Source organism: Serratia montpellierensis, from assembly GCF_020858655.1.
Lineage (GTDB): Bacteria > Pseudomonadota > Gammaproteobacteria > Enterobacterales > Enterobacteriaceae > Serratia > Serratia montpellierensis.
Window position 1 is genome coordinate 18,350 of record NZ_VOSN01000021.1, and the last position, 26,223, is coordinate 44,572.

22 protein-coding genes are annotated in these 26,223 nt (G+C 62.0%); 13 read left to right on the plus strand and 9 right to left on the minus strand.

Annotated features, from left to right (window positions below; translation table 11 throughout):
- Positions 1-64 precede the first annotated feature (64 nt).
- From FUU19_RS20750 to FUU19_RS20765, 4 genes are all read left to right on the plus strand, one after another.
- Positions 65-1,465, plus strand: coding sequence for a carbohydrate porin (locus FUU19_RS20750; RefSeq protein WP_202670317.1), 1,401 nt, complete (start codon positions 65-67; stop codon positions 1,463-1,465).
- 63 nt (positions 1,466-1,528) lie between these two features.
- Positions 1,529-2,899: a sucrose-specific PTS transporter subunit IIBC gene (locus tag FUU19_RS20755; RefSeq protein ID WP_049198446.1), complete on the plus strand. Its 1,371-nt coding sequence runs from the start codon at positions 1,529-1,531 to the stop codon at positions 2,897-2,899.
- Positions 2,899-4,308, plus strand: coding sequence for a sucrose-6-phosphate hydrolase (locus FUU19_RS20760; RefSeq protein WP_230489704.1), 1,410 nt, complete (start codon positions 2,899-2,901; stop codon positions 4,306-4,308). Before FUU19_RS20755 ends, FUU19_RS20760 begins: the two co-directional genes overlap by 1 nt.
- Before the next feature lie 21 nt (positions 4,309-4,329).
- The gene (locus tag FUU19_RS20765; RefSeq protein WP_230489634.1) at positions 4,330-5,373 is read left to right on the plus strand and encodes a LacI family DNA-binding transcriptional regulator; all 1,044 of its coding nucleotides are present in this window, start codon (positions 4,330-4,332) and stop codon (positions 5,371-5,373) included.
- A 49-nt stretch (positions 5,374-5,422) separates the two neighbouring features.
- Here the strand turns inward: FUU19_RS20765 and exbD are convergent, their stop codons facing one another.
- Positions 5,423-5,845 carry a TonB system transport protein ExbD gene (exbD, locus tag FUU19_RS20770; protein WP_004937307.1) on the minus strand — a complete coding sequence of 141 codons (423 nt, stop codon included), beginning with the start codon at positions 5,843-5,845 and terminating at the stop codon, positions 5,423-5,425.
- A 3-nt stretch (positions 5,846-5,848) separates the two neighbouring features.
- Positions 5,849-6,826 carry a tol-pal system-associated acyl-CoA thioesterase gene (gene exbB / locus FUU19_RS20775; RefSeq protein ID WP_072269874.1) on the minus strand — a complete coding sequence of 326 codons (978 nt, stop codon included), beginning with the start codon at positions 6,824-6,826 and terminating at the stop codon, positions 5,849-5,851.
- A gap of 431 nt (positions 6,827-7,257) precedes the next feature.
- On the opposite strand from exbB, the gene metC reads away from it, so the two are divergent.
- Together metC and FUU19_RS20785 are read left to right on the plus strand one after the other, a co-directional pair.
- Positions 7,258-8,454 carry a cystathionine beta-lyase gene (gene metC / locus FUU19_RS20780; protein WP_141972569.1) on the plus strand — a complete coding sequence of 399 codons (1,197 nt, stop codon included), beginning with the start codon at positions 7,258-7,260 and terminating at the stop codon, positions 8,452-8,454.
- A gap of 145 nt (positions 8,455-8,599) precedes the next feature.
- Complete coding sequence (locus FUU19_RS20785) at positions 8,600-9,259, plus strand: DedA family protein (protein ID WP_141972567.1); 660 nt, start codon at positions 8,600-8,602, stop codon at positions 9,257-9,259.
- Between the two features lie 11 nt (positions 9,260-9,270).
- Here FUU19_RS20785 and FUU19_RS20790 read toward each other — a convergent pair whose 3' ends face one another.
- Complete coding sequence (locus FUU19_RS20790) at positions 9,271-10,191, minus strand: LysR family transcriptional regulator (protein WP_141972565.1); 921 nt, start codon at positions 10,189-10,191, stop codon at positions 9,271-9,273.
- A 107-nt stretch (positions 10,192-10,298) separates the two neighbouring features.
- Here FUU19_RS20790 and FUU19_RS20795 point away from each other — a divergent pair, with 107 nt between their 5' ends.
- A complete protein-coding gene (locus FUU19_RS20795; protein ID WP_141972563.1) occupies positions 10,299-11,327 on the plus strand; it encodes a zinc-dependent alcohol dehydrogenase family protein in 1,029 nt (342 codons plus the stop codon).
- Between the two features lie 7 nt (positions 11,328-11,334).
- On the opposite strand, the gene FUU19_RS20800 is transcribed toward FUU19_RS20795, so the two are convergent.
- The gene (locus tag FUU19_RS20800) at positions 11,335-12,222 is read right to left on the minus strand and encodes an AraC family transcriptional regulator (protein ID WP_237731088.1); all 888 of its coding nucleotides are present in this window, start codon (positions 12,220-12,222) and stop codon (positions 11,335-11,337) included.
- Positions 12,223-12,448: 226 nt separating this feature from the next.
- Between FUU19_RS20800 and yqhD the strand changes: the two genes are divergently transcribed.
- The 3 genes from yqhD to FUU19_RS20815 all read left to right on the plus strand — a co-directional run bounded on the left by yqhD (position 12,449) and on the right by FUU19_RS20815 (position 15,452).
- Positions 12,449-13,612, plus strand: a complete 1,164-nt coding sequence (gene yqhD, locus FUU19_RS20805) for an alcohol dehydrogenase (protein WP_197833772.1) — start codon at positions 12,449-12,451, stop codon at positions 13,610-13,612.
- Between the two features lie 267 nt (positions 13,613-13,879).
- Positions 13,880-14,704, plus strand: coding sequence for a 2,5-didehydrogluconate reductase DkgA (dkgA, locus tag FUU19_RS20810; RefSeq protein WP_230489635.1), 825 nt, complete (start codon positions 13,880-13,882; stop codon positions 14,702-14,704).
- 142 nt (positions 14,705-14,846) lie between these two features.
- On the plus strand, positions 14,847-15,452 hold the full coding sequence (locus tag FUU19_RS20815; protein ID WP_141972554.1) for a transglycosylase SLT domain-containing protein: 606 nt from the start codon (positions 14,847-14,849) through the stop codon (positions 15,450-15,452).
- 63 nt (positions 15,453-15,515) lie between these two features.
- Here the strand turns inward: FUU19_RS20815 and FUU19_RS20820 are convergent, their stop codons facing one another.
- Together FUU19_RS20820 and FUU19_RS20825 are read right to left on the minus strand one after the other, a co-directional pair.
- A complete protein-coding gene (locus FUU19_RS20820; RefSeq protein WP_141972552.1) occupies positions 15,516-17,684 on the minus strand; it encodes a YgiQ family radical SAM protein in 2,169 nt (722 codons plus the stop codon).
- Positions 17,685-17,764: 80 nt separating this feature from the next.
- Complete coding sequence (locus tag FUU19_RS20825) at positions 17,765-18,499, minus strand: GntR family transcriptional regulator (RefSeq protein ID WP_230489636.1); 735 nt, start codon at positions 18,497-18,499, stop codon at positions 17,765-17,767.
- A 658-nt stretch (positions 18,500-19,157) separates the two neighbouring features.
- Here FUU19_RS20825 and FUU19_RS20830 point away from each other — a divergent pair.
- Both FUU19_RS20830 and FUU19_RS20835 read left to right on the plus strand, forming a co-directional pair.
- Positions 19,158-20,555, plus strand: a complete 1,398-nt coding sequence (locus FUU19_RS20830; protein WP_230489637.1) for a purine-cytosine permease family protein — start codon at positions 19,158-19,160, stop codon at positions 20,553-20,555.
- Entirely contained in the window at positions 20,552-21,484 is a 933-nt protein-coding gene (locus FUU19_RS20835) for a PfkB family carbohydrate kinase (protein WP_230489638.1), read from the plus strand. The genes FUU19_RS20830 and FUU19_RS20835 overlap by 4 nt, the downstream gene beginning before the upstream one ends.
- A 34-nt stretch (positions 21,485-21,518) precedes the next feature.
- On the opposite strand, the gene FUU19_RS20840 is transcribed toward FUU19_RS20835, so the two are convergent.
- Positions 21,519-22,769, minus strand: a complete 1,251-nt coding sequence (locus FUU19_RS20840; RefSeq protein WP_230489639.1) for a nucleoside permease — start codon at positions 22,767-22,769, stop codon at positions 21,519-21,521.
- Between the two features lie 80 nt (positions 22,770-22,849).
- Positions 22,850-23,671, minus strand: coding sequence for a xanthosine phosphorylase (xapA, locus tag FUU19_RS20845; protein ID WP_047729825.1), 822 nt, complete (start codon positions 23,669-23,671; stop codon positions 22,850-22,852).
- Positions 23,672-23,808: 137 nt separating this feature from the next.
- On the opposite strand from xapA, the gene FUU19_RS20850 reads away from it, so the two are divergent.
- On the plus strand, positions 23,809-24,720 hold the full coding sequence (locus tag FUU19_RS20850) for a LysR family transcriptional regulator (protein WP_230489640.1): 912 nt from the start codon (positions 23,809-23,811) through the stop codon (positions 24,718-24,720).
- A gap of 17 nt (positions 24,721-24,737) precedes the next feature.
- On the opposite strand, the gene ftsP is transcribed toward FUU19_RS20850, so the two are convergent.
- Positions 24,738-26,153, minus strand: coding sequence for a cell division protein FtsP (ftsP, locus tag FUU19_RS20855; protein WP_141972540.1), 1,416 nt, complete (start codon positions 26,151-26,153; stop codon positions 24,738-24,740).
- Positions 26,154-26,223 lie beyond the last annotated feature (70 nt).

The window sequence follows — 26,223 nt, forward strand, 5'->3', positions numbered from 1 at the left end:
TGAAAAACCGGTTTAGCAATTTAGCAAACAATAATAACAACCCTTACCCGGATGATAGACGATGATGAAAAAACGCAGCTATTTGGCGATAACAACAGGGATTTTCCTCTCCGCTTCCAGCGCAGCGGCATCGGGCAGCGGCGGCATCGAGGCGCGCCTCAACGCCCTGGAGCAACGTCTGGCGCTGGCGGAACGGCGCGCCGCACAGGCTGAAACCCGCGCGACGGCGGCGGAACGCCGGGCGCAACAGCTGGAACAACGCACCGCCAACACCGAACGGCAAACCGCGCAGATTGCGCAGCATGCCGCCACGCCGATTGCCCCGGCCAGCGCGCTGAAATTGAGCGGATTCAATGAGCTGAAGCTGTACGGCGACGTGGAGTTCAACCTGGACGGCGCCAGCCGCAGCGGCCAACTGACGTCGCTGAAAGGCAGCGACCACAAGGACTGGAAGCCCGGCAACAAAGAACGTTGGGATATCAACGGCCGCATTCTGGTCGGGCTGGACGGCTACCGCCGCAATCAGGACGGCAACTTCTCCGGCTTCAGCGTGCAACCGCTGGCGGACATGACCGGCAAAATGAATCTGGATGACGCCGCCTTCTTCTTCGGCAATGAAAAGAACTGGCAAGCCAAAATCGGCCGCTTTGAAGCCTACGACATGTTCCCGTTGAACCAGGACACCTTCATTCAATACTCCGGCAATACCGCCAACGATCTGTACGCCGACGGCTTCGGCTATATCTACATGATGAAAGAAGGCCGCGGCCGCAGCAGCAGCGGCGGCAACCTGATGTTGAGCAAATACGCCGGTGATGTCTATTTCGAGCTGAACACGCTGGTGGAGGACGGCACTTCGCTGTTCCAAGACAACAGCTACCACGGCAACGCCCTGGACAATAAGAAAAACGTCGCCTATTTGCGCCCGGTGATCGCCTGGAAAAAAGACGCCTTCAGCATCGCGGCGGCAATGGAAAGCAACGTGGTGAATAACGCCTACGGTTATCAGGACAGCCAGGGCCGCTTCGTCGATCAGTCCAAGCGCAACGGCTACGGCATGACGATGAGCTGGAACAACAGCGCCGCCGATCCGGACAACGGCGTGGTGGCCAACCTGAGCACCGCCTATCTGGATGCGTCAGGCGAGCAAGACTTCACCGCCGGCGTGAACGTGCTGTGGCGGCGCTTCGAACTGGGTTATATCTATGCCCATAACAATATCAAAGAGTTCAATACCGCCGGGATCGCCGCCGATATCCACAACCCGCTCAGCGAACCGGGCAACTACGACATCCACACCGTTCATGCGTCGTATCAGATACCTAACATTATGAATATGAAGAATTTCAATTTGTATTTGGGGGCCTATGTCTCGCTGCTGGAAGCCAACGCCGACAACAAGATAGCCAACGGCGACAACGACCAACGTTACGGCATGCGCGCCAGATTCAAGTATTTCTTCTGACATCGATTCACGTCGCTGCGCCGCAAACTGCGCAGCGGCATTTTTATTTAGCAAGGGGACAACATGGACATTACCGCAACCGCCAACGCGCTGTTGCCGCTGCTCGGCGGTAAAGAGAATATCGCCAGCGCCGCCCACTGCGCCACGCGCCTGCGCCTGGTACTGGTGGACGACAGCAAAGTGGATAAAGAGGCCATCGGCAAACTGGACGGCGTCAAAGGCTGCTTCAGCAACGCCGGTCAGATCCAGGTGATCTTCGGCACCGGGCTGGTCAACAAGGTGCATGCGGAATTCATCAAGGCGGCGGGCGTCAGCGAATCCAGCAAGGCCGAAGCCGCCGATATTGCGGCGAAAAAGCTCAACCCGCTGCAGCGCATCGCCCGCCTGCTGTCGAACATCTTCGTGCCGATCATCCCGGCGATCGTCGCTTCCGGCCTGTTGATGGGGCTGCTCGGCATGGTGAAAACCTATGGCTGGGCCGATGCCAACAGCGCGCTGTTCATCATGCTGGATATGTTCAGCTCGGCGGCGTTCATTATCCTGCCGATTCTGATCGGCTTCACCGCCGCACGCGAATTCGGCGGCAACCCCTACCTGGGGGCCACGCTAGGCGGCATTCTGACGCATCCGGCGCTGACCAACGCCTGGGGCGTCGCCGGAGGGTTCCACACCATGAACTTCTTCGGTCTGGACATCGCCATGATCGGCTATCAGGGCACCGTGTTCCCGGTGCTGCTGACGGTGTGGTTCATGAGCGTGCTGGAAAAGCGGCTGCGCAAGGTGATCCCCAACGCGCTCGATCTGATCCTGACGCCGTTCCTGACGGTGGTCATCTCAGGCTTTGTCGCCCTGCTGTTTATCGGCCCCGCCGGCCGGGCGCTGGGCGACGGCATCTCCTTCGTGCTCAGCACGCTGATTGCCCATGCGGGGTGGTTCGCCGGGCTGCTGTTCGGCGGCCTCTATTCCGCTATCGTCATCACCGGCATTCACCACAGTTTCCATGCGGTAGAGGCCGGGTTACTCGGCAACCCCAATATCGGCGTCAACTTCCTGCTGCCGATCTGGTCGATGGCCAACATCGCTCAGGGCGGTGCCTGCCTGGCGGTGTATTTCAAAACCCGCGACGCCAAAATCAAAGCCATCGCGGTGCCTTCGGCCTTTTCCGCCATGCTCGGCATCACCGAGGCGGCGCTGTTCGGCATCAACCTGCGCTTCGTGAAGCCTTTCCTGGCGGCGCTAGCGGGCGGCGCGCTCGGCGGCGCCTGGGTAGTGGCCAACCATGTCGGCATGAACGCGGTCGGGCTGACGGCGATCCCCGGCATGGCGATCGTGCAGGCCAGTTCGCTGGTCAGCTATATCATCGGCCTGGCAATCGCTTTTGGCAGCGCCTTCGTGCTCTCCCTGCTGCTGAAATACAACACGGACGCGCAATGATGGAAGAACTCAGCTTAATCAAACAGGCACTGCGGGCGATCATGAACGGCCAGCCACTCGCGCTGCGCGATCCCCACCGCCCGGCCTGGCATCTGGCGCCCAGCGTTGGCTTGCTGAACGATCCCAACGGTTTTATCCAGCACAACGGCGTTTACCACCTGTTCTATCAGTGGAATCCGCTGGGCTGCGATCATCGCAACAAGTGCTGGGGACACTGGCAGTCGATCGATTTAGTGCGTTGGGAACATCAGCCGCTCGCCCTGGCACCGGGCGCCTGTTATGACAGCCACGGCTGTTACTCCGGCTCGGCGGTGGTAGCGGAAGGCAAAATCACGCTGATCTACACCGGCAACGTGAAATATCCCGACGGCTCACGCACGGCTTTCCAATGCCTGGCTCAGGAAAGCGATCGGGGCGAATACCGCAAACTCGGGCCGGTGCTGCCGCTGCCAGAGAGCTACAGCGGCCACGTACGCGACCCAAAAGTGTGGCGTCATCAGGATGCCTGGTACATGGTGCTCGGCGCGCGTGACTTGCAGGATCGCGGCAAGGTGCTGCTGCTGCGTTCCAGCGATCTGCGCGACTGGCAAGCGCTGGGAGAGATCGCCGGTTCCGGCCTGAACGACCTGGACGAACTCGGCTACATGTGGGAGTGCCCGGATTTGTTCTCGCTGGACGGCGACGACGTGTTGATCTGCTGCCCGCAGGGGCTGGCGCCGCAGCCGGAACGCTATCTCAACCGTTATCAGGCCGGCTATCTGCTCGGCGAGCTGGATTATCGGCAGGCGGCCTTCAGCCACGGCGAATTTCACGAGCTGGACGCGGGCTTCGAGTTCTACGCGCCCCAGACGACGCTGACGGAAGATGGCCGCCGCCTGCTGTTCGCCTGGATGGGCGTGCCCGAGCAAGATGAAGAAGCCCATCCGACGCGCCGTTATGGCTGGATCCACACCATGACCTGCCCACGCGAGCTGTCGCTGCGGCATGGCCGCCTCCACCAGCGCCCGGCGCGCGAGTTGCAACAGCTGCGCGGCGAGCGAGAAGACTGGCGAGGCCGCGCCGATGACGCCCCCGCCTATGCGCTGGGCGCCGCGGAGCTGCAGCTGACGCCGCAGGGCGCGTTCAGCGCCGCCTTTGGCGACGCGATGACGCTGAACTGGGACGGCGAGCGGCTGCAGCTGACGCGTGCCTCTCTGGCCGACGGCCGGCCGGAGCACCGTTACTGGCGCGGCCCGGTCACGCATCTGCAGCTGCTGTTCGATCGCTCCAGCGTGGAGATCTTCATCAACCAAGGCGAGGCGGTGATGAGCGCGCGCTACTTCCCGGCAGGTGAACCGCAACTGCGGCTGAACGGGAGCACAGCGCTGGCGTTGGAATACTGGCCGCTGACGCCATGCATGCTAGAATGACGCATCCTCCGATGACTTCAGATGGCGTCAGTGAAAAAAAATAAACGCATTACCATCAGTGACATCGCCACGCTGGCCGGGGTGTCGAAATCGACCGCCAGCCTGGTGCTGAACGGCCGCAGCAAGGAATACCGGGTGTCCGACGACACCCGCGATCGCATTCTGGCGCTGGCGCACGAACACCATTATCAGCCCAGCATCCACGCCCGCTCTTTGCGCTCCAACCGCAGCCACACGCTGGGGCTGGTGGTGCCGGAAATGACCAACTACGGCTTTGCGGTGATCTCGCGCGAGCTGGAAACGCTGTGCCGCGAAGCCGGTCTGCAGCTGTTGATCGCCTGCACCGATGAAAACCCGGCGCAGGAGATGATGGCGGTGAACAGTCTGGTGCAGCGGCAGGTCGACGGTTTGATCGTCGCCTCCAGCCAGCTAAACGACGCGGAATATCAAAAGATCAACGTCGGGCTGCCGGTGGTGCAGATGGACCGCCTGATCGCCGGTTCCGAGCTGCCGCTGGTGATCACCGACTCGGTTAATGCGACCGCCAACCTGGTGGAAAAGGTCGCGCGCCAACATCCGGATGAGATCTATTTTCTCGGCGGGCAGCCGCGCATTTCGCCGACCCGCGATCGGCTGGCCGGCTTCCAGCTTGGCCTGGAGCACGCCGGCGTAACGTGCAAACCGGAATGGATCATCAACGGCAGCTACCACCCCAGTTCGGGTTACGAGATGTTCGCTCAGCTGTGCGCACAGCTGGGGCGTCCGCCCAAAGCGCTGTTCACCGCCGCCTGTGGCCTGCTGGAAGGGGTGTTGCGTTATCTGACGCAGCATCAGCTGATGGAGAGCGACATCCACCTGTGCAGCTTCGACGATCACTACCTGTTCGATTGCATGACGCTGAAGATAGATACGGTCGCGCAAGACTGCCGGGCGCTGGCGCAGCATAGCTTCGACCAGGTGACCGCGCTCATCGACGAGCGGCCGCTGGAACAGCATGCGCTTTATCTGCCGGGCCGCATCCACTGGCGCCATGCCGGTTCCCGAGCGTTGTTGGCCGGGGAGTGAATCAATAAAAAAGGGCGCCTGAGCGCCCTTTATCATCGTTTTGCTGCCGCTACTTGGCGGCGCCTTCCATGCCCACCAGCCCCACTTTCAGGTAGCCGGCTTTACGCAGGGTGTCCATCACGCTCATCAGCGTTTCATAGTCCACGCTCTTGTCTGCCTGGAAGAAGATGGTGGTTTCTTTGTTCGCCTGAGTGCGTTGATCCAGCACCGAAGTCAGCTGATCGGCATTCACCGGCTGATCGCCGACGTAGAGCTGCTTGTCGGCCTTCACCGACAGGAACACCGGTTTCTCCGGCCGCGGCTGCGGTTTGGCGGAGGAGGCCGGCAGATCGACGCGGATATCTACCGTTGCCAGCGGCGCGGCCACCATAAAGATGATCAACAGCACCAACATAACGTCGATAAACGGCGTCACGTTGATTTCATGCAGTTCGCCGCTGTCGTCCAGATCTTCATTTAAGCGCATCGCCATGACTCACCCCGCCCGCAGTTGGTGTGCGTGCTGTGAGCGCTTGGCTTCCGCCGTTGCGGCCAGATCCAGATCGCGGCCCTGCAGCAGCAAGACCTGCGCCGCCACGTCGCCTACCTGGGCGCGATGGCCGCTGATAACGCGGGCGAAGATGTTGTAGATAACGACCGCAGGGATTGCCGCCACCAGGCCCATCGCGGTCGCCAGCAGCGCCTCTGCGATGCCCGGCGCCACGACCGCCAGGTTAGTGGTCTGCGAATGGGCGATGCCGATGAAGCTGTTCATGATGCCCCAGACGGTGCCGAACAGGCCGACGAACGGCGAGATGGCGCCGATGGTGGCCAGGAAGCCGTTGCCGCGGCCCATGTTGCGGCTGTAGGCCGCCACGCGGCGCTCGAGGCGGAAACCGGTACGTTCTTTGATGCCGTTGTTGTCATTGGATTCCGCAGACAACTCCAGCTCATTTTGCGCATCGTTCAGCAAGACAGCACTGACGCTCTCCGGGGAGAAGTTTTGCGCCAGCTCGGAAGCCTCATCCAGCGAACGCGCTTCGGCCAGCGCCAGCTGCTCGCGGCGCAGACGGCGCTTGGCGCGCAGCAGTTCGCTGCCTTTGGCGAACAGAATGGTCCAGGTCACGATAGACGCCAGCACCAGGCCGATCATCACCGCTTTCACCACCGCGTCGGCGTGCTGGTACATGCCCCAAATAGACAGGTCCATGCCGCGGGTTTCCGGTGGCTGGATCGTCGGTGCCGGGTTCACCGGCGTGATGCTCTCCGGCGCGGCGGCTGCAGGTGCCGGCGCGGTGGTCGGCGCAACGCTTTCGGTAACGGCCGGATTGGCCGCCGGCGCTGCCTGCGCGCTGCCGGCCAGCCCCACGACCAGCACCATAGAAGCCATCAGGCTGCGGCCAAAGGCCTTGCCCCACTGCGCCCGGCCCTGGCCGAACGATCCTTGATTTAAATTCTTGCCAGCCGTTTTCACGCTGTGCCTCCACCCATTACCGATCAAAATTAAGGAATAATTCAGCGTGCGATCATATCAAACCAACCGGGGATTGATAGTAGTTCTCATTATTATTTACGAAATAAACGAGAAAATTTTAGCCAACCCTGCGGCAAAGCGCCAATCCGCGCCCGTTCACCGCTAAACGCCCCTTTTATGGGGTTATTTCGTTACTTTTCTCCCACAACGACGCAACAAGGCCACGCTGCCGAACGGCGTCTTGACCGAGGAATGGGCTTCTCTCTCGCACCACGGCAGAAGGATGAGGCGAGAAAGGCGCGCCCGGCAGCCAATTATAGCCGTTTCTGTATCTGGAAGTTAAAACGTCTGGATGGCTATATTAACTCATGCTAACGTAAGGGCTATCGCAAACGGGCACGTGCAGAGCAACCAGAGGTGAGCCAGGTACCATGACGTCAAAACACATCGAAACCACGCTGATCGGCGCCGGCCGCGGCAAACGCTACACCCAGGGCTCCGTCAATCCCGTCACGCAACGCGCCTCTTCCTTGGTCTTCGACTCCGTCGCCGCCAAAAAGCACGCCACCGCGCAACGCGCCCACGGTGAGCTGTTTTACGGTCGACGCGGCACGCTGACCCACTTCGCCCTGCAGGATGCGATGGTCGAGCTGGAGGGCGGCGCCGGCTGCGTGCTGTACCCCTGCGGCGCGGCGGCGGTGGCCAATGCGATCCTGTCGTTCGTCGGCGCCGGCGATCACCTGCTGGTCACCGGTTCGGCGTACGAACCGACCCAGGATTTCTGCACCCACATCCTCGGCCGCATGAACGTCAGCACCACCTATTTCGATCCGCTGATCGGCGCCGACATCGCCACGCTGATCCAACCCAATACCCGCGTGGTGTTCCTGGAATCCCCCGGCTCCATCACCCTGGAAGTGCAGGATATTCCGGCGATGGTGCAGGCCATTCGCGCCGTGGCGCCGGAGGTGGTGATCATGATCGACAATACCTGGGCGGCAGGCGTGCTGTTCAAGGCGTTGGATTTCGACATCGACATTTCCATTCAGGCCGGCACCAAATACCTGATCGGCCATTCCGATTACATGCTCGGCACCGCCGTCGCTAACGCGCGCTGTTGGGATCGGCTGCGCGAATACTCCTATTTGATGGGGCAGATGGTGGATGCCGACACCGCCTACATGGCGAGCCGCGGCCTGCGAACCCTGAGCGTGCGCCTGAAACAGCACGAGCGCAGCAGCATCGAAGTCGCCAACTGGCTGGCGGCACGACCGGAGGTGGCGACGGTCAATCACCCGGCCCTGCCCAGCTGCAAGGGCCACGAGTTCTACCGCCGCGACTTCAGCGGCTGCAACGGGCTGTTCTCCTTTGTGCTGAAAGAGCGGCTGGATGATGCACAGCTGGCCGCTTACCTGGACAACTTCAGCCACTTCAGCATGGCCTACTCCTGGGGCGGCTTCGAGTCGCTGATCCTGGCCAATCAGCCGGAAGAGCTGGAAGCCATCCGTCCGGCGGGCGGGGTCGATTTTTCCGGCACGCTGGTGCGTTTGCATATCGGCCTGGAGAACGTCGAAGACCTGATCGCCGATCTGGCGGCCGGCTTCGATCGCCTCAACGGCGTGCGCTAAGGCGGATTCCGGTAATTTTCTTCGTCTCGTTTAATGTCGGCTTAAGCTATTAGCGGTACACTAACCGGGTAACTGTCAGATACGGTAACCGCCGCATCCTGGAGAACGTGACCCCGGGCGCAACCGGCATGCAACAGGACATAAAATGGATGTATTACGAGAGATTATTCATGCGCTTTGGCAGCAGGACTTTATCGCCCTCGCCGATCCCAGCGTGATTTGGGTGGTTTATGCCGTGCTTTTCACCACCCTGTTTTTGGAAAACGGACTGCTGCCCGCCTCCTTCCTCCCCGGCGACAGCCTGCTGCTGCTGTCGGGTGCGCTGATCGCCAAAGGCGTGATGGGCTTTGCCCCCACCCTGCTGATTCTGACCGCCGCCGCCGGCCTCGGCTGCTGGCTGAGCTATATTCAGGGCCGCTGGCTGGGCCACACCAGCCTGGTGAAAGGCTGGCTGCTGCAGTTGCCTGCGCAATACCACCAGCGCGCACATAGCCTGTTCAACCGCCACGGGCTGACGGCGCTGCTGATCGGCCGCTTCCTCGGCTTCGTGCGCACGCTGCTGCCAACCATGGCCGGTATTTCCGGGCTCAACAGCTCGCGCTTCCAGGTATTCAACTGGCTGAGCGCGGCGATCTGGGTCTGTGCGCTGGTCGGCCTCGGCTATGCCTTCAGCCAAATTCCCTTGGTAAAACGCCACGAAAGCCAGGTGATGACCGGCCTGATGCTGCTGCCGCTGCTGTTGCTGTTCGTCGGCCTGCTGGGCGCCATGTTGGTGATCTGGCGTAAAAAACGCGCCTCCTCCTGAGTCCCGGCGCGCTACAGCGCTTTCTCGACCAACGCCAGGCTGGCAGGCAACTTGCTTACCAGCGTATCCACCGCCAGCCGCACCTTCAGCGGCAGGTGAGGCGCGTGCGGCCACACCGCATGCGCTTCAAAGGCGGCGCCCGGCCGGTCGCGCAGCAAACGCACCAACGTCCCGCTCAACAGCTGCTCACGCACCAGCCAGCACGGCAGCCAGGCAATGCCGAACCCCGCCGTCGCCGCATCCGCAATCGCCTGCAGATCGTCCATTTGCAGCCGGTTAGTCGGCATCACTTCCTGCGGCTTGCCGTCGTTATCCAATACCAACCAGCTGCGCCGCACACCGGCGCGCATATAGGTCACCGCCTCATGCTGCGCCAGCTGTTCGATGCTGTACGGCTCGCCGCACCGCTGCAGGTATGCCGGCGAGGCGCACAGCGTCATGCGATGATCGCCGATGCGGCGCGCCACCAGCCCACCGCTGTTAGCCAGCGTGCCGTTGCGGATTGCCATGTCGAAGCCGTCCTCAATCAGATCCACCACCCGATCGCTGAACGACAGCTCCAGCTCCAGGCCGGGGTGCTCGCGCGTCAGCTCGGTCAGCAGCGGCGCAATGCACATGCGGCCAAACAGCACCGGCATCGATACCCGCAGTCGGCCGCTGACCTGCCGCTTGCCTGACTCCAGCAACGTTTCCGCGCTGCGGATCTCCTCCAGCGCCCGCAGACAACGCTCATAGAATAACGCGCCGTCGTCGGTCAGACTCTGGCTGCGGGTGGTGCGATGAAACAGCCGCACGCCCAGCCGCTGTTCCAGCCGGGCGATGGTTTTCCCCACCGCCGAACGCGACAGGTGCAGCCGACTGGCCGCCAACGCAAAACTGCCCGCCTCCACGGCGGTGACGAATACCGAAATGCCGCTCAACCGATCGCTCATGATTTGTCGCCCTGAAAGAAACAATCTGCGGAAATCTTATCGCCACTGGCGAACCTCCATCAACGATATTATCGACTGGTCGTTAATCGCTGACTTTGGAGAGCATCATGACCGACACTATGCAACGCTGGACGATGGACGCCCTGGGGCGTGAACACCTGCGGTTGACCGCCGACGCAATCCCGCTGCCGGGGCCACACGAGATCAGAGTGAAAGTGAAAGCGGTAGCGCTCAACTACCGCGACAAACTGATGATTGAAAGCGGCATGGGGCTGACGCTGCCGCAGCCGTTTACCCCCGCCTCGGACATGGCCGGCAAGGTCGACGCTATCGGCCCCGGCGTCAGCCGTTTCCAACCCGGCGCCCGGGTTATCTCTACCTTCAGCCCCGGCTGGCTCGACGGCCGGCAAAAACCGTACGGCGATGCGCGCCAGGTGCCTTACCACACCCTCGGCGGCTTCTATCAGGGCGTGCTGGCGGAATATGTGATTTTGCATGAGGACTGGCTGGTGGCGGCGCCGGCGTCGCTGGATGACGTGCAGGCCAGCACCCTGCCGTGCGCCGGGCTGACCGCCTGGTTCGCCCTGGTAGAACAAGGCAAACTGCATGCCGGCGAGACGGTGCTGGTGCAAGGCACCGGCGGGGTGGCGCTGTTCGCGCTGCAGATCGCCAAAGCGCACGGCGCCGAGGTGTATGTGACCTCCGGCAGCGATGAAAAGCTGGCGCGTGCCCGGGCGCTGGGCGCCAGTCACGGCATCAACCGGCTGAACGGCGATTGGGTGGAGGCGGTTTATGCGCTGACGCAGGATCGCGGCATCGACCATGTGATCGACACCGTCGGCGGCCCAAATTTGGGCAACTCGGTGCGCGCCGTGGCGGTGGGCGGCCGCATCTCGGTGATCGGCGTGCTGGCGGGCGCCGAGATTTCCGCCCCCGCCGGCCTGCTGCTGCTGAAATCGGCGCAGATCCAGGGCATCGGCGTCGGCCATCGCCGCGCGCTGGAAGATCTGGTGCGCGCCGTGGACGCCGTCAACCTGCAGCCGGTGATCGACCAGGTGTACCGTTTCGATCAGCTGCCGCAGGCGTTGGATCATCTCGATCGCGGGCCGTTCGGCAAGATCGTCCTGACTCCGTAAACGCGGTTCAGCCCTCCAGCAGCAGCGGGTTGGCGTCGCGCAGCCGGGCGATCTCATCGCTCGGCGTCATGCCGAACAGCCGCTTGAATTCACGACTGAACTGCGACGCGCTCTCGTAACCGACGCGGATCGCCGCCGTGCTGGCCTTCAGGCCGTCATGCACCATCAACAGGCGCGCCTTATGCAGCCGGTACGACTTCACGTACTGCAGCGGCGAGGTATTGGTCACCGCCTTGAAGTTATGGTGAAACGCCGACACGCTCATGTTGACCTCGCCGGCCAACTGCTCGACGTTGAGGTTGTCGGCATACTGATTTTCAATGCGCCGCAGCGCCTTGGCGATCTGACTGAAGTGGGTATGGCGGTTGACCAGCTCCTGCAGCGATGCGCCGCAGCTGCCGCGCAGCACGTAGTAGAGGATCTCACGCACGATCTGCGGCCCCAGCACCCGGGCGTCGAGCGGCTTGGCCATCACGTCCAGCAGGCGTTCGGTGGCGCACAGCAGCGCTTCCGTCAGCTCGGCCAGGTTCACCCCATTGCTCTCCGCCCGTGGTTGCATCAGGTAGTCGTCGTCGCCGATGTCGATCAGCAAGTCCTGCAGCATTTGGGTATCGATATTGACCGCCAACCCCACCAGCGGCAACTCCGGGCTGGCGAAGGTTTCGCACTCGAACGGCAGCGGCACCGTCATCAGCAGGTAGTTGCGCGGATCGTATTGGAACACCTTGTTGCCACAATAGCCGACCTTGTGCCCCTGAAAGATGATGACGATCCCCGGTTCGTACATCACCGGTTGACGCGGGCAGTGGCGATCGACATACAGGATCTTCACCCGCGGCACCGGTGACGGCGTGTAGCCGTTGCCGGTGGCGATAGCCATCGCCTGGCGCGCCATGCGGCTGCGCAGCGCATCGATTTCAATCACGGAAACACCCTCTTACAGTCAGAACGATTCGGCATAAATCATAATTTAAAACTCTCCATTTCTACAGACACTTGTAGAAATAGGCAAGAACCAGACAGGAATGTGCATTGTGCGTTGCCGCCAGGTTACTGACAATACAGGCCAGAAACCTTTGCGCCACTTTGGCGCCCGCCTGACAGAAAGAGAGAAATCAACCATGCAAAACTTCATTCTGCATACCCCAACCAAAATCCTGTTCGGCAAAGACCAGATTGCCGACGTGGCCGGCCAGATCCCGGCGGACGCACGCATCCTGATCACCTACGGTGGCGGCAGCGTGAAGAAAAACGGCGTGCTGGATCAGGTGTACAGCGCGCTGGCCGGCCGCGACGTGCGGGAGTTCTCCGGCATTGAGCCGAACCCGACCTACGAAACGCTGATGAAAGCGGTCGAGGTGGTGAAGGCGGAAAACATCGATTTCCTGCTGGCGGTCGGCGGCGGTTCGGTAGTTGACGGCACCAAGTTCATCGCCGCCGCCGCGCGTTACACCGCCGACGGCGATGCCTGGCATATCCTGCAGACCGTCGGCAGCCACATCGCCGACGCGGTGCCGATGGGCTGCGTGCTGACGCTGCCGGCCACCGGTTCCGAATCCAACAGCGGCGCGGTGATCACCCGTAAAAGCAGCGGCGACAAGCAGCACTTCTTCTCGCCGCTGGTGCAACCACGCTTCGCCGTGCTGGATCCGGTGGTGACCTACTCGCTGCCGCCGCGCCAGGTAGCCAACGGCGTGGTCGATGCCTTCGTACATACCCTTGAACAGTATCTGACCTACCCGGTCGACGCCAAGGTGCAGGATCGCTTCGCCGAAGGCCTGCTGCTGACCCTGCTGGAAGATGGCCCGCGCGCGCTGGCCGAACCGGAAAACTATGCGGTGCGCGCCAACGTGATGTGGAGCGCCACCATGGCGCTGAACGGCCTGATCGGCGCCGGGGTGCCGCAGGACTGGGCGACCCACATGCTGGGCCACGAGCTGACCGCCATGCACGATCTCGACCACGCACAAACGCTGGCCATCGTGCTGCCGGCGCTGCTGCACGAGAAGAAAGCGCAGAAGCGCGAAAAACTGCTGCAGTACGCTGACCGCATCTGGGGCCTGCGCGAAGGCAGCGAAGACAGCCGCATCGACGGCGCCATCGCCGCCACCCGCGCCTTCTTCGAACAGATGGGCGTACCGACCCGCATGGCGGATTATCAGCTCGACGGCAGCAGCATTCCGGCGTTGCTCGACAAGCTGCATCAGCACGGCATGACCGCCCTGGGCGAGCATCAGGACATCACCCTGGACGTCAGCCGCCGCATTTATGAAGCGGCGCGTTAATCGCAAAACGGGGATTTTTTGCTAGGCTTTAGTCTCCGTCAGCCATGTTTCGCCGCATCCGGCGCCCGGCCGATCGCCGGGCGCCGCCGATCGTTTCGCACCACCCGTCTTACCGCTCATTCGCAGGGAGAGCGGGGAGAAAGTCGCCCTCCCGCCACCGCTGAAATTAGGCTGGCAAACCCGGCAACCGCCCATTTTGCCAACTAGAATTTATCTATAGCCGTTTCGGTGCCGCAGGCGCCGCAATCCGTACACAAGGAGATGCGCATGACAACGCAACAACCCATCATCAAACTCCACGATGGTAATCTGATGCCGCAGTTGGGTCTCGGCGTTTGGCAGGCGAGTATTGAAGAGACCACCCGCGCGGTGAGCAAAGCGCTGGAGATCGGTTACCGCTCCATCGACACCGCCGCGATCTACAAGAACGAGGAAGGCGTCGGTGCCGCGCTGCAGTCCAGCGCGGTACCGCGCAGCGACCTGTTCATCACCACCAAGCTGTGGAACGACGATCAGGGCGATCCGCTGGCGGCGCTGGAAACCAGTTTGGAAAAACTCAAGCTGGACTATGTGGATCTGTATCTGATCCACTGGCCGCGCCCACAGCAGGATCAATACGTCTCCGCCTGGCGCGAACTGATCAAGCTGCGCGATCAAGGCCTGGTGAAAAGCATCGGCGTATGCAACTTCCATACGCCGCACCTGCAGCGCCTGCTGGATGAAACCAACGTGGCGCCGGTCGTCAACCAGATAGAGCTGCACCCGCTGCTGCAACAGCGCCAGCTGCGCGCCTGGAACGCCACGCACCATATCGCCACCGAATCCTGGAGCCCGCTGGCGCAGGGCGGTGAAGGGGTGTTCGACCAGCCGCTGATCAAGGCGCTGGCCGAAAAGTACGAGAAAACCCCGGCGCAGATCGTGGTGCGCTGGCACCTGGACAGCGGCCTTATCGTGATCCCGAAATCCGTCACGCCGTCGCGCATCCGCGAAAACTTCGAGGTGTTTGATTTCAAACTCGATAAGGACGAACTGGGCGAGATCGCCAAGCTGGACATCGGCAACCGCCTCGGGCCGGATCCGGATACCCTGTAACCCCTCCCCAAGCCCTCTCCCGCCGGAGGGGGCTTTTCCTTTCTGCACGTTGCTCCCTTGCGCCGCCTGACGTTATGATGACGACGCCGGAGGTCTCGCCCGCCGGTTAACGCCGTTAAAAAACAGACAAGCACGGAGCACCATGAAATTCTCTTTCTCACACGGGTTACGGCTGGGCATGCTTTGCGTCATGCTGGTGCTGGCGGGTTGCGCCGGCAAGAAACAGCGCGTCAGCTACGATCGCCACGCTTTCGATAGCGCCATTAAAGACGCCGCCAGCGAATACGGCGTGGACGCCAAGCTGATCACCGCCATGATCCAGGTGGAGTCCGGCTTCAACCCCGCTGCGGTGAGCAGGTCCAACGCTATCGGCCTGATGCAGCTGAAAGCCGATACCGCCGGCTGCGATGCCTACCGCTACAAAGGCAAACGCGGCTGCCCGGACGATGACGACCTGCGGGATCCCGACACCAATATCGATCTCGGTGCCGCCTACCTGGCCACCTTGCAAAAACAGCAGCTTAAAGGAATCACCAATCCCGTCACGCTGCGCTACGCCACCATCATCGCCTACGTCAACGGCACCGGCGCGCTGCTGCGCACCTTCTCCAGCAACCGTCAGCAGGCCATCGCGATGATCAATAACCTGTCGCCGGAAGCCTTTAACTGGCACGTGCGCAAATACCATCCCGCTCCACAGGCGCCGCGCCATTTGATGAAAGTGGAAGCCGCCTACGATCGGCTGTGATGAGTAAAAGTAAAAAGGAGAACCCGGGGGTTCTCCTTTTTGTTTGCGCACGCGACGTGGTCGTTACGGCTTGGCTTTGCGAATCGGTTTGCGCGGCGGCCGGTTGGACGGCGTGCGCTGCCGATTAATATCGGTATGCTTGGTCAGCGCCGGCCGGGTATGGCGCTGCAGGCGTTTCGCTTCGCGCTGCTCGTCGATGCTCGGCGCCGGCACCAGACACTCGCGGCGGCTGCCGATCAGGTGCTTCAGCCCCATCTCTTCCAGCGCGGTGCGGATCAGCGCCCAGTTGGCCGGATCGTGGTAACGCAATAGCGCCTTATGCAGGCGACGCTGGCGATCGCCACGCGGCACCACCACGTCTTCGCTCTTGTACCCCACCTTGCTCAGCGGGTTTTTGCCGCTGTAATACATGGTGGTGGAGTTGGCCATCGGCGAAGGATAGAAGTTCTGCACCTGATCGAGGCGGAAACGGTTCTTCTTCAGCCACAGCGCCAGGTTCACCATGTCTTCATCGCGGGTGCCCGGGTGCGACGAGATGAAGTACGGGATCAGGTACTGCTCTTTGCCCGCCTGCTTTGAATAGTGATCAAACAGCTGTTTGAAGCGATCGTAGCTGCCCATGCCCGGTTTCATCATCTTCGACAGCGGGCCTTCTTCGGTGTGTTCCGGCGCGATCTTCAGGTAGCCGCCGACGTGGTGGGTCGCCAGCTCCTTGATATAGCGCGGATCTTCCACCGCCAGATCGTAACGAACCCCGGAAGCGATCAGGATCTTCTTGATGCCCTCCAGCGAACGCGCGCGGCGATACAGCTTGATGGTCGGCTCGTGGTTGGTGTCCATGTAGGTGCAGATCTCCGGATACACGCACGAGGCGCGGCGGCAGGTCTGCTCAGCGCGCGGGTTGGTGCAGCGCAGCATATACATGTTGGCGGTCGGGCCGCCCAGATCGGAGATCACGCCGGTAAAGCCCGGCACCTTGTCGCGGATCTCTTCAATTTCGCGAACGATCGAATCTTCCGAACGGCTCTGGATGATGCGCCCTTCGTGCTCGGTGATCGAACAGAACGAGCAGCCGCCGTAGCAACCGCGCATGATGTTCACCGAGAAACGGATCATGTCATAGGCCGGAATGCGATCCTGGCCGTAGGACGGATGCGGCACGCGCTGATAAGGCAGCGCGAAGACACTGTCCATCTCCGGCGTGGTCAGCGGGATCGCCGGCGGGTTGATCCATACGTAACGATCACCGTGTTTCTGCATCAGCGCGCGGGCGCAGCCCGGGTTGGTTTCATGGTGCAGAATGCGCGAGGTGTGCGCATACAGCACCTTGTCGCCCTTCACTTTCTCGAAGGACGGCAGCAGCACGTAGGTCTTCTCCCACGGCTTCGGCTTGGCGGCGCGCACGGTGACAGGCTTGGCCTCCGGCTCTTTCGGCTTGGCGCCGTCGGCGCACGGCAGATCGTCGCCGTACGGGTTCGGGATAGCTTCAATACGGCCCGGCTTGTCGAGGCGGGTGGAATCCACACCGCTCCAGCCCGGCAGCGCTTCTTTGCGCATCACCGCGGTATTGCGAATATCGTGGATGTCGCCGATCTTCTCACCGGCGGCCAGGCGATGCGCCACTTCCACCAGCGGGCGTTCGCCGTTGCCGTAGATCAGCATGTCTGCTTTGGAATCCACCAGCACCGAGCGGCGCACGGTATCCGACCAGTAATCGTAGTGGGCAATGCGGCGCAGGCTGGCTTCGATGCCGCCCAGCACGATCGGCACGTCTTTGTAGGCTTCTTTGCAGCGCTGGCTGTAGACCAGGGTGGCGCGATCCGGGCGTTTGCCGCCGACGTTGCCGGCGGTGTAAGCATCGTCGTGGCGCAGTTTGCGATCGGCGGTATAGCGGTTGATCATCGAGTCCATGTTGCCGGCGGTGATGCCGAAGAACAGGTTCGGTTTCCCCAACCGCATGAAGTCTTCTTTGTTGCTCCAGTCCGGCTGCGCGATGATGCCGACGCGGAAGCCCTGCGCTTCCAGCATGCGGCCGATGATCGCCATGCCGAAGCTCGGGTGATCGACATAGGCGTCGCCGCTGATGATGATCACGTCGCAGCTGTCCCAGCCCAGTTGATCCATCTCTGCCCGCGACATCGGTAAAAACGGCGCGGTGCCATAACATTCCGCCCAATAAGGCTTATAGGAAAACAGTTCACGATCGGGTTGGATCAGGCTGGTGGTGCTCATTCTGCTGCTCTTTTTACAGGTTAATTAATCGCCGGGCGGCGATTATACGCACTAGTGACAAAAAGAGCATGGTTATTTCGCTAACCATTCACCTCGAATTCATAAACGTCGCTGCGGCACAAGATATCGCTGAACTCCAGCGCCTCGCCCTGGGCATTGCGGCTGGTCTGGGTGATGTGCAACAACGGCGCGCCGCACGGTACGTTGAGCAATTCGGCGACTTCGTCGCTGCAGGACACCGCCTTCAGCAGAAAGTGTTTATCTTCAGGCACGATGCCGCGCGATTGCCAGAGCGCATACAGCGAATGCTCCAGCTGCGCCGGTTCGGGCAGGAAGCGCGGCGGAATATAGGTGGTTTCCAGCGAGACCGGGCTGCCGTTCAGCAAGCGCAAACGCCGCAGTTTGATCACTTCATCTCCTTCCGCCAACCCCAGCGCCGCCGCGGCCTTGGCCGGCGCGCCGACCCGGGTGCGCAGCAACCATCGGTTACTGACGCTGCTGCCGTGGCGCAGCGCCTGAGCGGTGAAACCGCTGTCCTTATCGAGGGAATAGCCGATGCGCATCGCCACGCGGGTGCCAACGCCCTGCTGCCGCGAAATCAGCCCCTTCTCCTCCAGCAGCTTCATCGCCTTGCTGACGGTGACGCGCGACAGCGCCAAGCCTTCCGCCATCTGTCGTTCCGGCGGCAAAAACGCCTCGGCCGCCAACACCTGCTGCCTGATTGCGGTTTCTATCGCCGTCGCCAGCTGAATATAACGCGGCGCTACCGCCCCCTGCGCCAGATGGCCACGCAGCCAGGCCATAAAATCCGTCATTCGCCCGCCCTCTTACCTATGCCATTTGTCTGGATTTCGTTTTTTATCCTATCGCCGATCTGACGATAAGCCCCTCACCTTAACTAAAATATCGCTAATGTTTTCAGAGTGGCATCACAATTTTTGCCTAATGGACTTTCATTGGATCTAGATCGCGCGTAATCTGTGCTTATTGATGTTGATACATCAATCGCACCAACACCAGGGACCCACTTTAAAAACAATAAAAAACCCGCTGCCAGCCCTAAAGGATACCCTTGATGGCCGGCAGCGGGCATATACTGTCAGCACAAACGGCCGAGAATAAGCAACGTAGCTAATGGATAGCTTGCTCACTGCTCATAGCCGCATCACAGGATCCCTTCGCGGTGGGCGAACCGGATCGATGTCGGCAAATAGAAACGTTCCCACTTCGCCAAACCCCGCTGCAGACCCACTCTTTGACTACACTCATTGGCGCCGTGCGGCCGACGTGCCTCACCCGATAAGGCGGATACCGCCCTCACTTTGACAAACTCGGCGGTATCAGCTGCTACATACTGCGCGGAATCGGCGTCTTCACCGACAACGGGATAGCCGGCCTCAACCGCGCCAACGGAATCGATTTTCAGTCAACTGCGGCGGCCCTCGCGGCCCTGCGCTACAGGGATCATTTGCTATGACCGATATCAATCGCACTGAAGCATGGAAGGTAGAAAGCACCGGAATCGACCGGGTGCCAGACGCAGAACAGACCGGCAAGCCCATCGAGCTGTTTTGGATCTGGTCGGCGGCCAATATCGGCATCCTCGGCGTGGTGTACGGCGCCATTATCGTCGGCTTCGGCTTATCCTTCCTGCAATCGGTACTCGCCGCGCTGGTCGGCGTGGCCAGCTTCGTGCTGGTCGGCCTCACCAGCTTCGCCGGCAAGCGCGGGCGCACCTCTACACTGACGCTCTCGCGGGTGATTTTCGGCCTGAAGGGCAACGTGGCGCCCACCCTGTTCAGTTGGATCAACCTGATGGGCTGGGAAGCGGTCAATGTGATCACCGGCACCCTGACGCTGGCGGCGCTGTTCGAGGCCTTCGGACTGGGAACCAGCCACCTGCTGACCGCGCTCAGCCTGCTGCTGTTCGGCGGACTCACTGTCGTCGTCAGCCTGCTGGGGCAGAATACCGTGGTCTGGATGCAAAGCTGGTTCAGCCGCATTTTCGGCACCATGACGCTGATCGTGGTGCTCTATATCCTGTTCAACACCGAATGGAGCCAGGTGCTGGCGCTGCCTTCCGGCAGCTGGTTGACCGGCTTCCTGCCGGCGGTATCGGTGATCGCCGCCGGCACCGGCATCAGCTGGGCGATTGCCGGCGCCGATTACAGCCGCTATCAAAGCCCGAGCTCGTCGAGCAAAAGCATTTTCGCCGCGGTGATGGGCGGCGCCTGTTTGCCGCTGATGCTGCTGATGCTGGCCGGCATCCTGCTTTCCGTGCAGCTGCCCGATCTGGCCAGCGCCGCCAACCCCATCGCGCTGATAGGCTCAGTGCTGCCCGCCTGGATGGCGATCCCTTATCTGCTGGCCGCCACCGCCGGCATCGTCACCATCGCGGTGCTTAGCCTGTATTCCGCCAGCCTTAACCTGCTGACCATCGGCGTGCAGGTCAAACAGTGGCTGGCGGTGTCGATCGACGCAGTCGTGGTGCTGGGCATCGCCCTGTATGTGCTGTTCATCTCCGGCGACTTTATGGGGCCGTTCATCTCCTTCCTGGTGTTCTGCGGGGTGTTCCTGGCGGCCTGGGAGGCGATTTTCCTGCTCGATTACCTGTGCCTGCGCCGCCGCCACGGGTATGATGGCAACGCTTTGTACGGCCTGCATGGCCAGAACCGCGGCGTGCGCAAAGCCCCGCTGTTTTGCTGGTTCCTCGGCGCCCTGTGCGGCCTGCTGGTCACCAAAACCGGTTTTATCGACGGCCCGCTGGCCAAAGGCTTGTTCGCCGACTCCAGCCTGGGGCTGTTTGTGTCGTTTGCGGTGAGTCTGATCGCTTACGGTCTGTACCTGACCCAACGCAGAGAACATCAATGAATGAGTGGGAAGCTGTAACACCTGTCCTGGTGATTGGGGGCGCGGTCGGCGATCTGGTGATGACGCTGCCGCGCCTGCCGACCAGCGGCGAAGATGTCGAAGCCCAGCCGCAGGCGCGGCAAATCGGCGGTTGCGCGTTCAACGTGGCGCGCGCGCTGGTGCGCCTTGAGGTGCCAGTGATCAACGGCATGCCGGTTGGCAACGGCGAATGGGGCGCGGCTGTCGAAGCCGCCATGGGCGAACTGGGGCTGGAGGTGCTGCTGCGCCACGGCCAGATGGACAACGGCTGGTGCCTGGCGCTGGTGGAACCGAACGGCGAACGCACCTTCATCACGGTTTCCGGCTGCGAAAGCCAATGGAATAAAGCGCAGCTGGCGACGCTGCCGCTGACGGAGCACACCCTGATCTACGCCAGCGGCTACGAGCTGGCGGGCGAAAGCGGCGAAGCGCTGCGCGAATGGCTGACGCGCATGCCGTTCGACCAACCGCGTCTGATCGATCCCGGCCCGCGCATCGCCCAGCTCAGCGAAGATTTCTTCGCCATGCTCAGCGACAGCCACACCCTGCTGACGCTCAACCGCGACGAAGTGGCCGCGCTATGCGGCGCCGGCGACGCCGTGGAGGCCGCGCAGCGCTATGCCGCCGCCCGTAACCTGACGCTGATCTGCCGCCTGGATCGCGACGGCGCGTGGATCTGCGACGGGCGCACGCCGCCGCTGCACGTTCCCGCCTATCCGGTAGACGTGGTCGATACCATCGGTGCGGGCGATGCCCACTGCGCCGGTTTGCTGGTGGGGCTGTCCGCCGGCTGGCCGCTGCCGCAGGCGGTCGATCTGGCCAACCGGGTCGCCGCCTGCGTGGTGGCCAGCCTCGGCGCCGCCAATCCGCCGGACTGGCCGCAGTTGCAACAGCGCTTCCCGCAGGCCTGACGTTTCAGGGCGCAGCCAGGCTGCGCCCCCTGCCTTAGTGCGCCGCCACCGCGCTCTCCTGCGGCGAGTGGCGGTAGTTGAAGCTCAACGCGAACACGATCCCCAGCACCAGCGTATACAGCGCAAACACCAGCCAGATGCTCTGCCAGTCTTTCACGCCGTCATGGCTGAAGAAGTCCACCACCTCGCCGCTGGCGAGCGCCCCCAGATAGGCGCCCAAACCATTCACCATGGTCATGAACAGCCCCTGCGCGCTGGCACGGATGCGGTGATCGGCCTCTTTCTCGACGAAGATGGCGCCGGAGATATTAAAGAAGTCGAACGCACAACCGTAGACGATCATCGACAGCAGCAGCAGAACGAAACCAAAGCCGACCGGCGTGCCGTACGCCAGGAACAGGAAACGCAGCGTCCAGGCCGCCATGCTGATCAGCATCACCTGCTTGATGCCGTAACGGCGCAGGAAGAAGGGAATGGTGAGGATAAAGAACACTTCGGAGATCTGCGACAGCGACAGCAGCACCGCCGGATACCGGACGCTGAGGCTGTCCTGATACAGCGGATTGAGCGACAGATCGTGCAGGAACGGGTTGCCGAAGGTATTGGTTATCTGCAGCGCCGCCCCAAGCAACATGGCGAACAGGAAAAACAGCGCCATGCGCCGCTGGCGAAACAGCACCAGCGCATCCAACCCCAGCACGCTCACCCAGCTCTTTGACTCGGCCGCGCGGTTGGTCGGGCAGCGCGGCAGCGTCAGCGAATAGGCGGACAGCAGCAGCGACGCCGCAGAAGCCAGGTACAGCTGCAGATTGCTGAGTTCGATTTGGCTAAAGCCGACCAGCCACATCGCCAGAATGAACCCCACCGTGCCGTACACCCGCACCGGCGGAAAGTCCTTCACCGTGTCAAAGCCGTGCTTCTCGAGGCAAAAATAGGAAATAGCGTTGGAGAGCGCGATGGTCGGCATATAGACCATCGCGTTGAACAGCATTACCCAGAACATCAGCATCGGTTGCTCGACCTGCGCCGCGCAGTACAGCGCCAGCGCCCCGAACAGGTGGCAAAGCGCATACAGAGAGTTGGCCTTCATCCACCGATCGGCGATGATGCCCGCCAGACCCGGCATGATCAGCGCAGCGATGCCTTTGGCGCTGTAAACCATCCCCACCTGCATGCCGCTGAAATGCAGCGTGTTGATCATGTAGGAGCCCAGCGTGACCAGCCAGGCACCCCAGATAAAGAACTGCAGAAAAATCATGACTTTCAATCGTGTTTTTATCGCCATCGCCATCACCTTGTTATTATGCTTTCAACGATGATTGGTGCAGCAGGCCCCTGCAGCCCGCCGCCGGTTTGCTTGCGGTCTTACAGCGTTTTGAACAGCTCGCGGATCAGGCGCATGAAATCGTCCGCCGCCAGCGCCGCGCAGCTGAGCGTTTGTTCATGGGAGAGCGGCGTATCCGACAGCCCTTCGGCGTAGTTGGTCATCGCGGACACCACCAGCACCTTGAGGCCGCAGTGGCGCGCCGTCAGGACTTCCGGCACGATCGACATCCCCACCACGTCGCAGCCCAGAGTTTGCATCATGCGGATCTCCGCCGGCGTTTCGAAATTCGGCCCGGTGTAGGCGGCGAATACCCCTTCCGCCAGCGGAATGCCCGCGCTTTCGGCCACCGCCGCCAGCTGGGCGCGCAGATCGCGATCGTAGGCGTTCGCCAGGCTGAAGAAGCGCGGCCCGAAGCGCTCGTCGTTGGCGCCGACCAGCGGCGACTCCGGCATGAAGTTGATGTGATCGGTAATGGCCACCAGGCTGCCCGGCGCCACCGAGCGGCGCAGAGAACCGGCGGCGTTGGTCGCCAGCAGGAATTCGCAGCCCAGCAGTTTGAAGGTGCGCACCGCGGTGGTCATCACCTGCATGCCGCGCCCTTCATAGAAATGACCGCGCCCTTTCATGCACAATACCGGTACGCCCTCCAGCTTGCCGGCGACCAGCTGCCCGGCATGGCCGGCGACGCCGCTCACCGGAAAGCCCGGCAGCTCCGCGTAGTCGATGGTGACGGTTTCGGTCATCACCTCCGCCAGGGCGCCAAGCCCGGAGCCGAGAATCAAGGCCGCTTTCGGCTGGAAACCCGGCAGGCGTGCGCGGACGACATCGGCGCAGGTAAAAGCATCTTCTTGATTAAACATCGTATTCTCTCTTTCAGCGGGGGATAATAATCCCCATAGTAGAGAGCGAGGCTCAGCCGAGACCAATACATTCTTGGCGGCCGATTTATTCCATTTACCTATAAGTTGAGCTGCGTCACAAGGAGACGATATCCCGGATGAATCAGCCCCATACCCTGCCCGATCCCGGCCGGATTAACTTCCGCCTGCTGCACTATTTCCGCGTGGTGGCGGAAGAGATGAACTTCACCCAGGCGGCGCGGCGGCTGAATATGTCACAGCCGCCGCTCAGCAAGCACATCAAGGAGCTGGAGAGCCAGCTCGGCGTGGTGCTGTTCAAACGCACCACCCGCTCCATGACGCTGACGCCGGCCGGCCGCACGCTGCTGCGTAACGTCGAGCGGCTGCTGGATCAGGCCGACAGCGCGCTGCATCAGGTGCAACAGATGGGACGCGGCGAAGGCGGCCACATGGTGGTCGGCATGGTCGGCACCTCGGCCTGGGGCGGCCTGATCGCGGCGCTGCGGCGATTCAGCGAGCAAAGCGCCGGCGTCACCTGGTCGTTGAACGAACTGACGCCCAGCCAGCAAATCGCCGCGCTGCAAAAGCGGCATATCGATATCGGGGTCTGGCGAGAGGCGCAGCAGCAGACGCTGCCGGGGTTGACCTGCCAACGGTTGGCGAGCGAAAGCATCGCCGTGGTGCTGCCGCTCGATCATCCGCTGGCGCAGCAGGAAAACATCCCGCTGGCGGCGCTGCAGAACGATAGCTTCATCGTGCTGCCGCCGCATGAGGCCAGCCTGGGGCTGTATCTGCACAATCTATGTCTGCAGCAGGGATTCTTGCCGGACGTCGCTTATCAGGTCAACGAGCCACAAACCCTGCTGGCGCTGGTGGCGGAAGGCTGCGGCATTACGCTGCTGCCGGACAGCTACGGCCGCATCCCGTGGCCCGGCGTACGCTTTTGCTCGCTGCAACAGGCGCCGCCGGCGGATCTGTATGCGGTTTACCGCGCCGACAGCGTCACGCCAGTAGTGCAGGCCTTTCTGGAGATGCTGCGGGCGCCGTAAGCGGCCCGCAGCGCAGATTACATCGTCGGCTGCACCATCAGCTGGCCGGCGGTGCCGCGATCGGCCATTTCCAGCGTCTGGCTGTAATACAGGAACGGGAAGTGTTCGGAGGTAGGTTGGTTGAAATACACCAGCAGCTCGACGTCGCCATCGACCCAGACGGTGTCCTTCCAGCCGCGATCTTCCGCCATCGGCTGCGCGCCGTTGACGCGTTTGATCAGGAACTGCACGCCCTGAATATGGAACGACTGCGGCGTATCCGCATGAATGTTCCAGCGTTCCCAGGTGCCTTGCTGCGCCTGCACGTCGATGCGGTTCATGTCCCAAATCGCGCCGTTGATGCCAACGCCGCCGTCGCCCAGGCGGAAATCGCGGGTGCGGCTGGCGCTGCCGTCCAACAGCTGATCCGCCAGCAGGCGCATCGGCAGGTTGTCGGTCACCAGCGGCAGCAGGCCGGTCGGGCGCAGCGTCAGCACCTGGGTGGACACCAGAATGCTCGACGGCTCGAACAGGCCGCGCAGACGATCCATGATGCCCGCCGCTTCACCGGCGGTGATGGTCACCTCGTCGCCCTTCGACATGTCGATCAGCACTTCCCGGCGTTCGCCCGGCGCCAGCGACAGCTGCTGCACCGCGACCGGCGCGGGCAGGAAGCCCTGATCGCTGGCGATCACGTTAAATGGGCGCCCGTCGCTGAGCTGCAGGGTATAGCGGCGCGCGTTGGAGGCGTTAAGCAGGCGCAAACGCACCCAGCCGCGCGACACCTCGACATACGGATTTTGCACGCCGTTGACCAACAGCGTATCGCCGACGAAGCCGCCCTGCGACGGCGCATCGTATTGCGGCGTGCCGAAGTTATCGAAACGCTTGTCCTGAATGATCAGCGGGAAATCGTCGACGCCGTAGTGGTTGGGCAACGGCAGCGCTTTGCTGACGGCATCTTCCACCAGCCACAGCCCGGCCAGCCCGTTGTAAACGTGCGGCGCCATGCGGTTCGGCGTATTGGCGTGATACCAGCAGGTGGCCGCCGCCTGACGGATAGGCAGCACCGGCGACCAGTCGACGTTGGGCGACATCATGCGCGGCGCGCCGCCCATCAGCGTGCCCGGCACCTGCAGACCGCTGATGGTCATCGCCACCGGTTCCTGCAGGCGGTTGCTGTAGATCAGTTTGACGTCGTCGCCGCTGTAAACCCGCACCGTCGGCCCCAGGTACATGCCGTTGATGCCCCACACCGCCGCTTTGCGGTTATCCATAAACGCCCAGTGGGCGCGCTGCAAGGTCAGGAATAGCGGCTGACCGCGGCGAGACTCCAGCAGCGGGGGAATGGGTAATGGGGTCTGCGTTCCGCTCGCTTCAGCCCTCAGCGGCACGGCGCCCGCGCACAGCGCCAGGCCCGATGCCTGTAAAAACTGACGTCGACTGAGTGACATATCTTCTCCATGAAAAGCAATAACTAAACCGTGTGCAAAACCCAAACGCCCGCCAATCAAGATTAGCAGG

Excerpts from the sequence above, each read along its gene's own strand:
- FUU19_RS20750 (WP_202670317.1), top strand. The coding sequence starts at position 65 with ATGAAAAAACGCAGCTATTTGGCGATAACAACAGGGATTTTCCTCTCC.
- FUU19_RS20755 (WP_049198446.1), top strand. The coding sequence starts at position 1,529 with ATGGACATTACCGCAACCGCCAACGCGCTGTTGCCGCTGCTCGGCGGT.
- FUU19_RS20760 (WP_230489704.1), top strand. The coding sequence starts at position 2,899 with ATGGAAGAACTCAGCTTAATCAAACAGGCACTGCGGGCGATCATGAAC.
- FUU19_RS20765 (WP_230489634.1), top strand. The coding sequence starts at position 4,330 with ATGGCGTCAGTGAAAAAAAATAAACGCATTACCATCAGTGACATCGCC.
- exbD (WP_004937307.1), bottom strand. The coding sequence starts at position 5,845 with ATGGCGATGCGCTTAAATGAAGATCTGGACGACAGCGGCGAACTGCAT.
- metC (WP_141972569.1), top strand. The coding sequence starts at position 7,258 with ATGACGTCAAAACACATCGAAACCACGCTGATCGGCGCCGGCCGCGGC.
- FUU19_RS20785 (WP_141972567.1), top strand. The coding sequence starts at position 8,600 with ATGGATGTATTACGAGAGATTATTCATGCGCTTTGGCAGCAGGACTTT.
- FUU19_RS20790 (WP_141972565.1), bottom strand. The coding sequence starts at position 10,191 with ATGAGCGATCGGTTGAGCGGCATTTCGGTATTCGTCACCGCCGTGGAG.
- FUU19_RS20795 (WP_141972563.1), top strand. The coding sequence starts at position 10,299 with ATGACCGACACTATGCAACGCTGGACGATGGACGCCCTGGGGCGTGAA.
- FUU19_RS20800 (WP_237731088.1), bottom strand. The coding sequence starts at position 12,222 with ATGGCGCGCCAGGCGATGGCTATCGCCACCGGCAACGGCTACACGCCG.
- yqhD (WP_197833772.1), top strand. The coding sequence starts at position 12,449 with ATGCAAAACTTCATTCTGCATACCCCAACCAAAATCCTGTTCGGCAAA.
- dkgA (WP_230489635.1), top strand. The coding sequence starts at position 13,880 with ATGACAACGCAACAACCCATCATCAAACTCCACGATGGTAATCTGATG.
- FUU19_RS20815 (WP_141972554.1), top strand. The coding sequence starts at position 14,847 with ATGAAATTCTCTTTCTCACACGGGTTACGGCTGGGCATGCTTTGCGTC.
- FUU19_RS20820 (WP_141972552.1), bottom strand. The coding sequence starts at position 17,684 with ATGAGCACCACCAGCCTGATCCAACCCGATCGTGAACTGTTTTCCTAT.
- FUU19_RS20825 (WP_230489636.1), bottom strand. The coding sequence starts at position 18,499 with ATGACGGATTTTATGGCCTGGCTGCGTGGCCATCTGGCGCAGGGGGCG.
- FUU19_RS20830 (WP_230489637.1), top strand. The coding sequence starts at position 19,158 with ATGACCGATATCAATCGCACTGAAGCATGGAAGGTAGAAAGCACCGGA.
- FUU19_RS20835 (WP_230489638.1), top strand. The coding sequence starts at position 20,552 with ATGAATGAGTGGGAAGCTGTAACACCTGTCCTGGTGATTGGGGGCGCG.
- FUU19_RS20840 (WP_230489639.1), bottom strand. The coding sequence starts at position 22,769 with ATGGCGATAAAAACACGATTGAAAGTCATGATTTTTCTGCAGTTCTTT.
- xapA (WP_047729825.1), bottom strand. The coding sequence starts at position 23,671 with ATGTTTAATCAAGAAGATGCTTTTACCTGCGCCGATGTCGTCCGCGCA.
- FUU19_RS20850 (WP_230489640.1), top strand. The coding sequence starts at position 23,809 with ATGAATCAGCCCCATACCCTGCCCGATCCCGGCCGGATTAACTTCCGC.
- ftsP (WP_141972540.1), bottom strand. The coding sequence starts at position 26,153 with ATGTCACTCAGTCGACGTCAGTTTTTACAGGCATCGGGCCTGGCGCTG.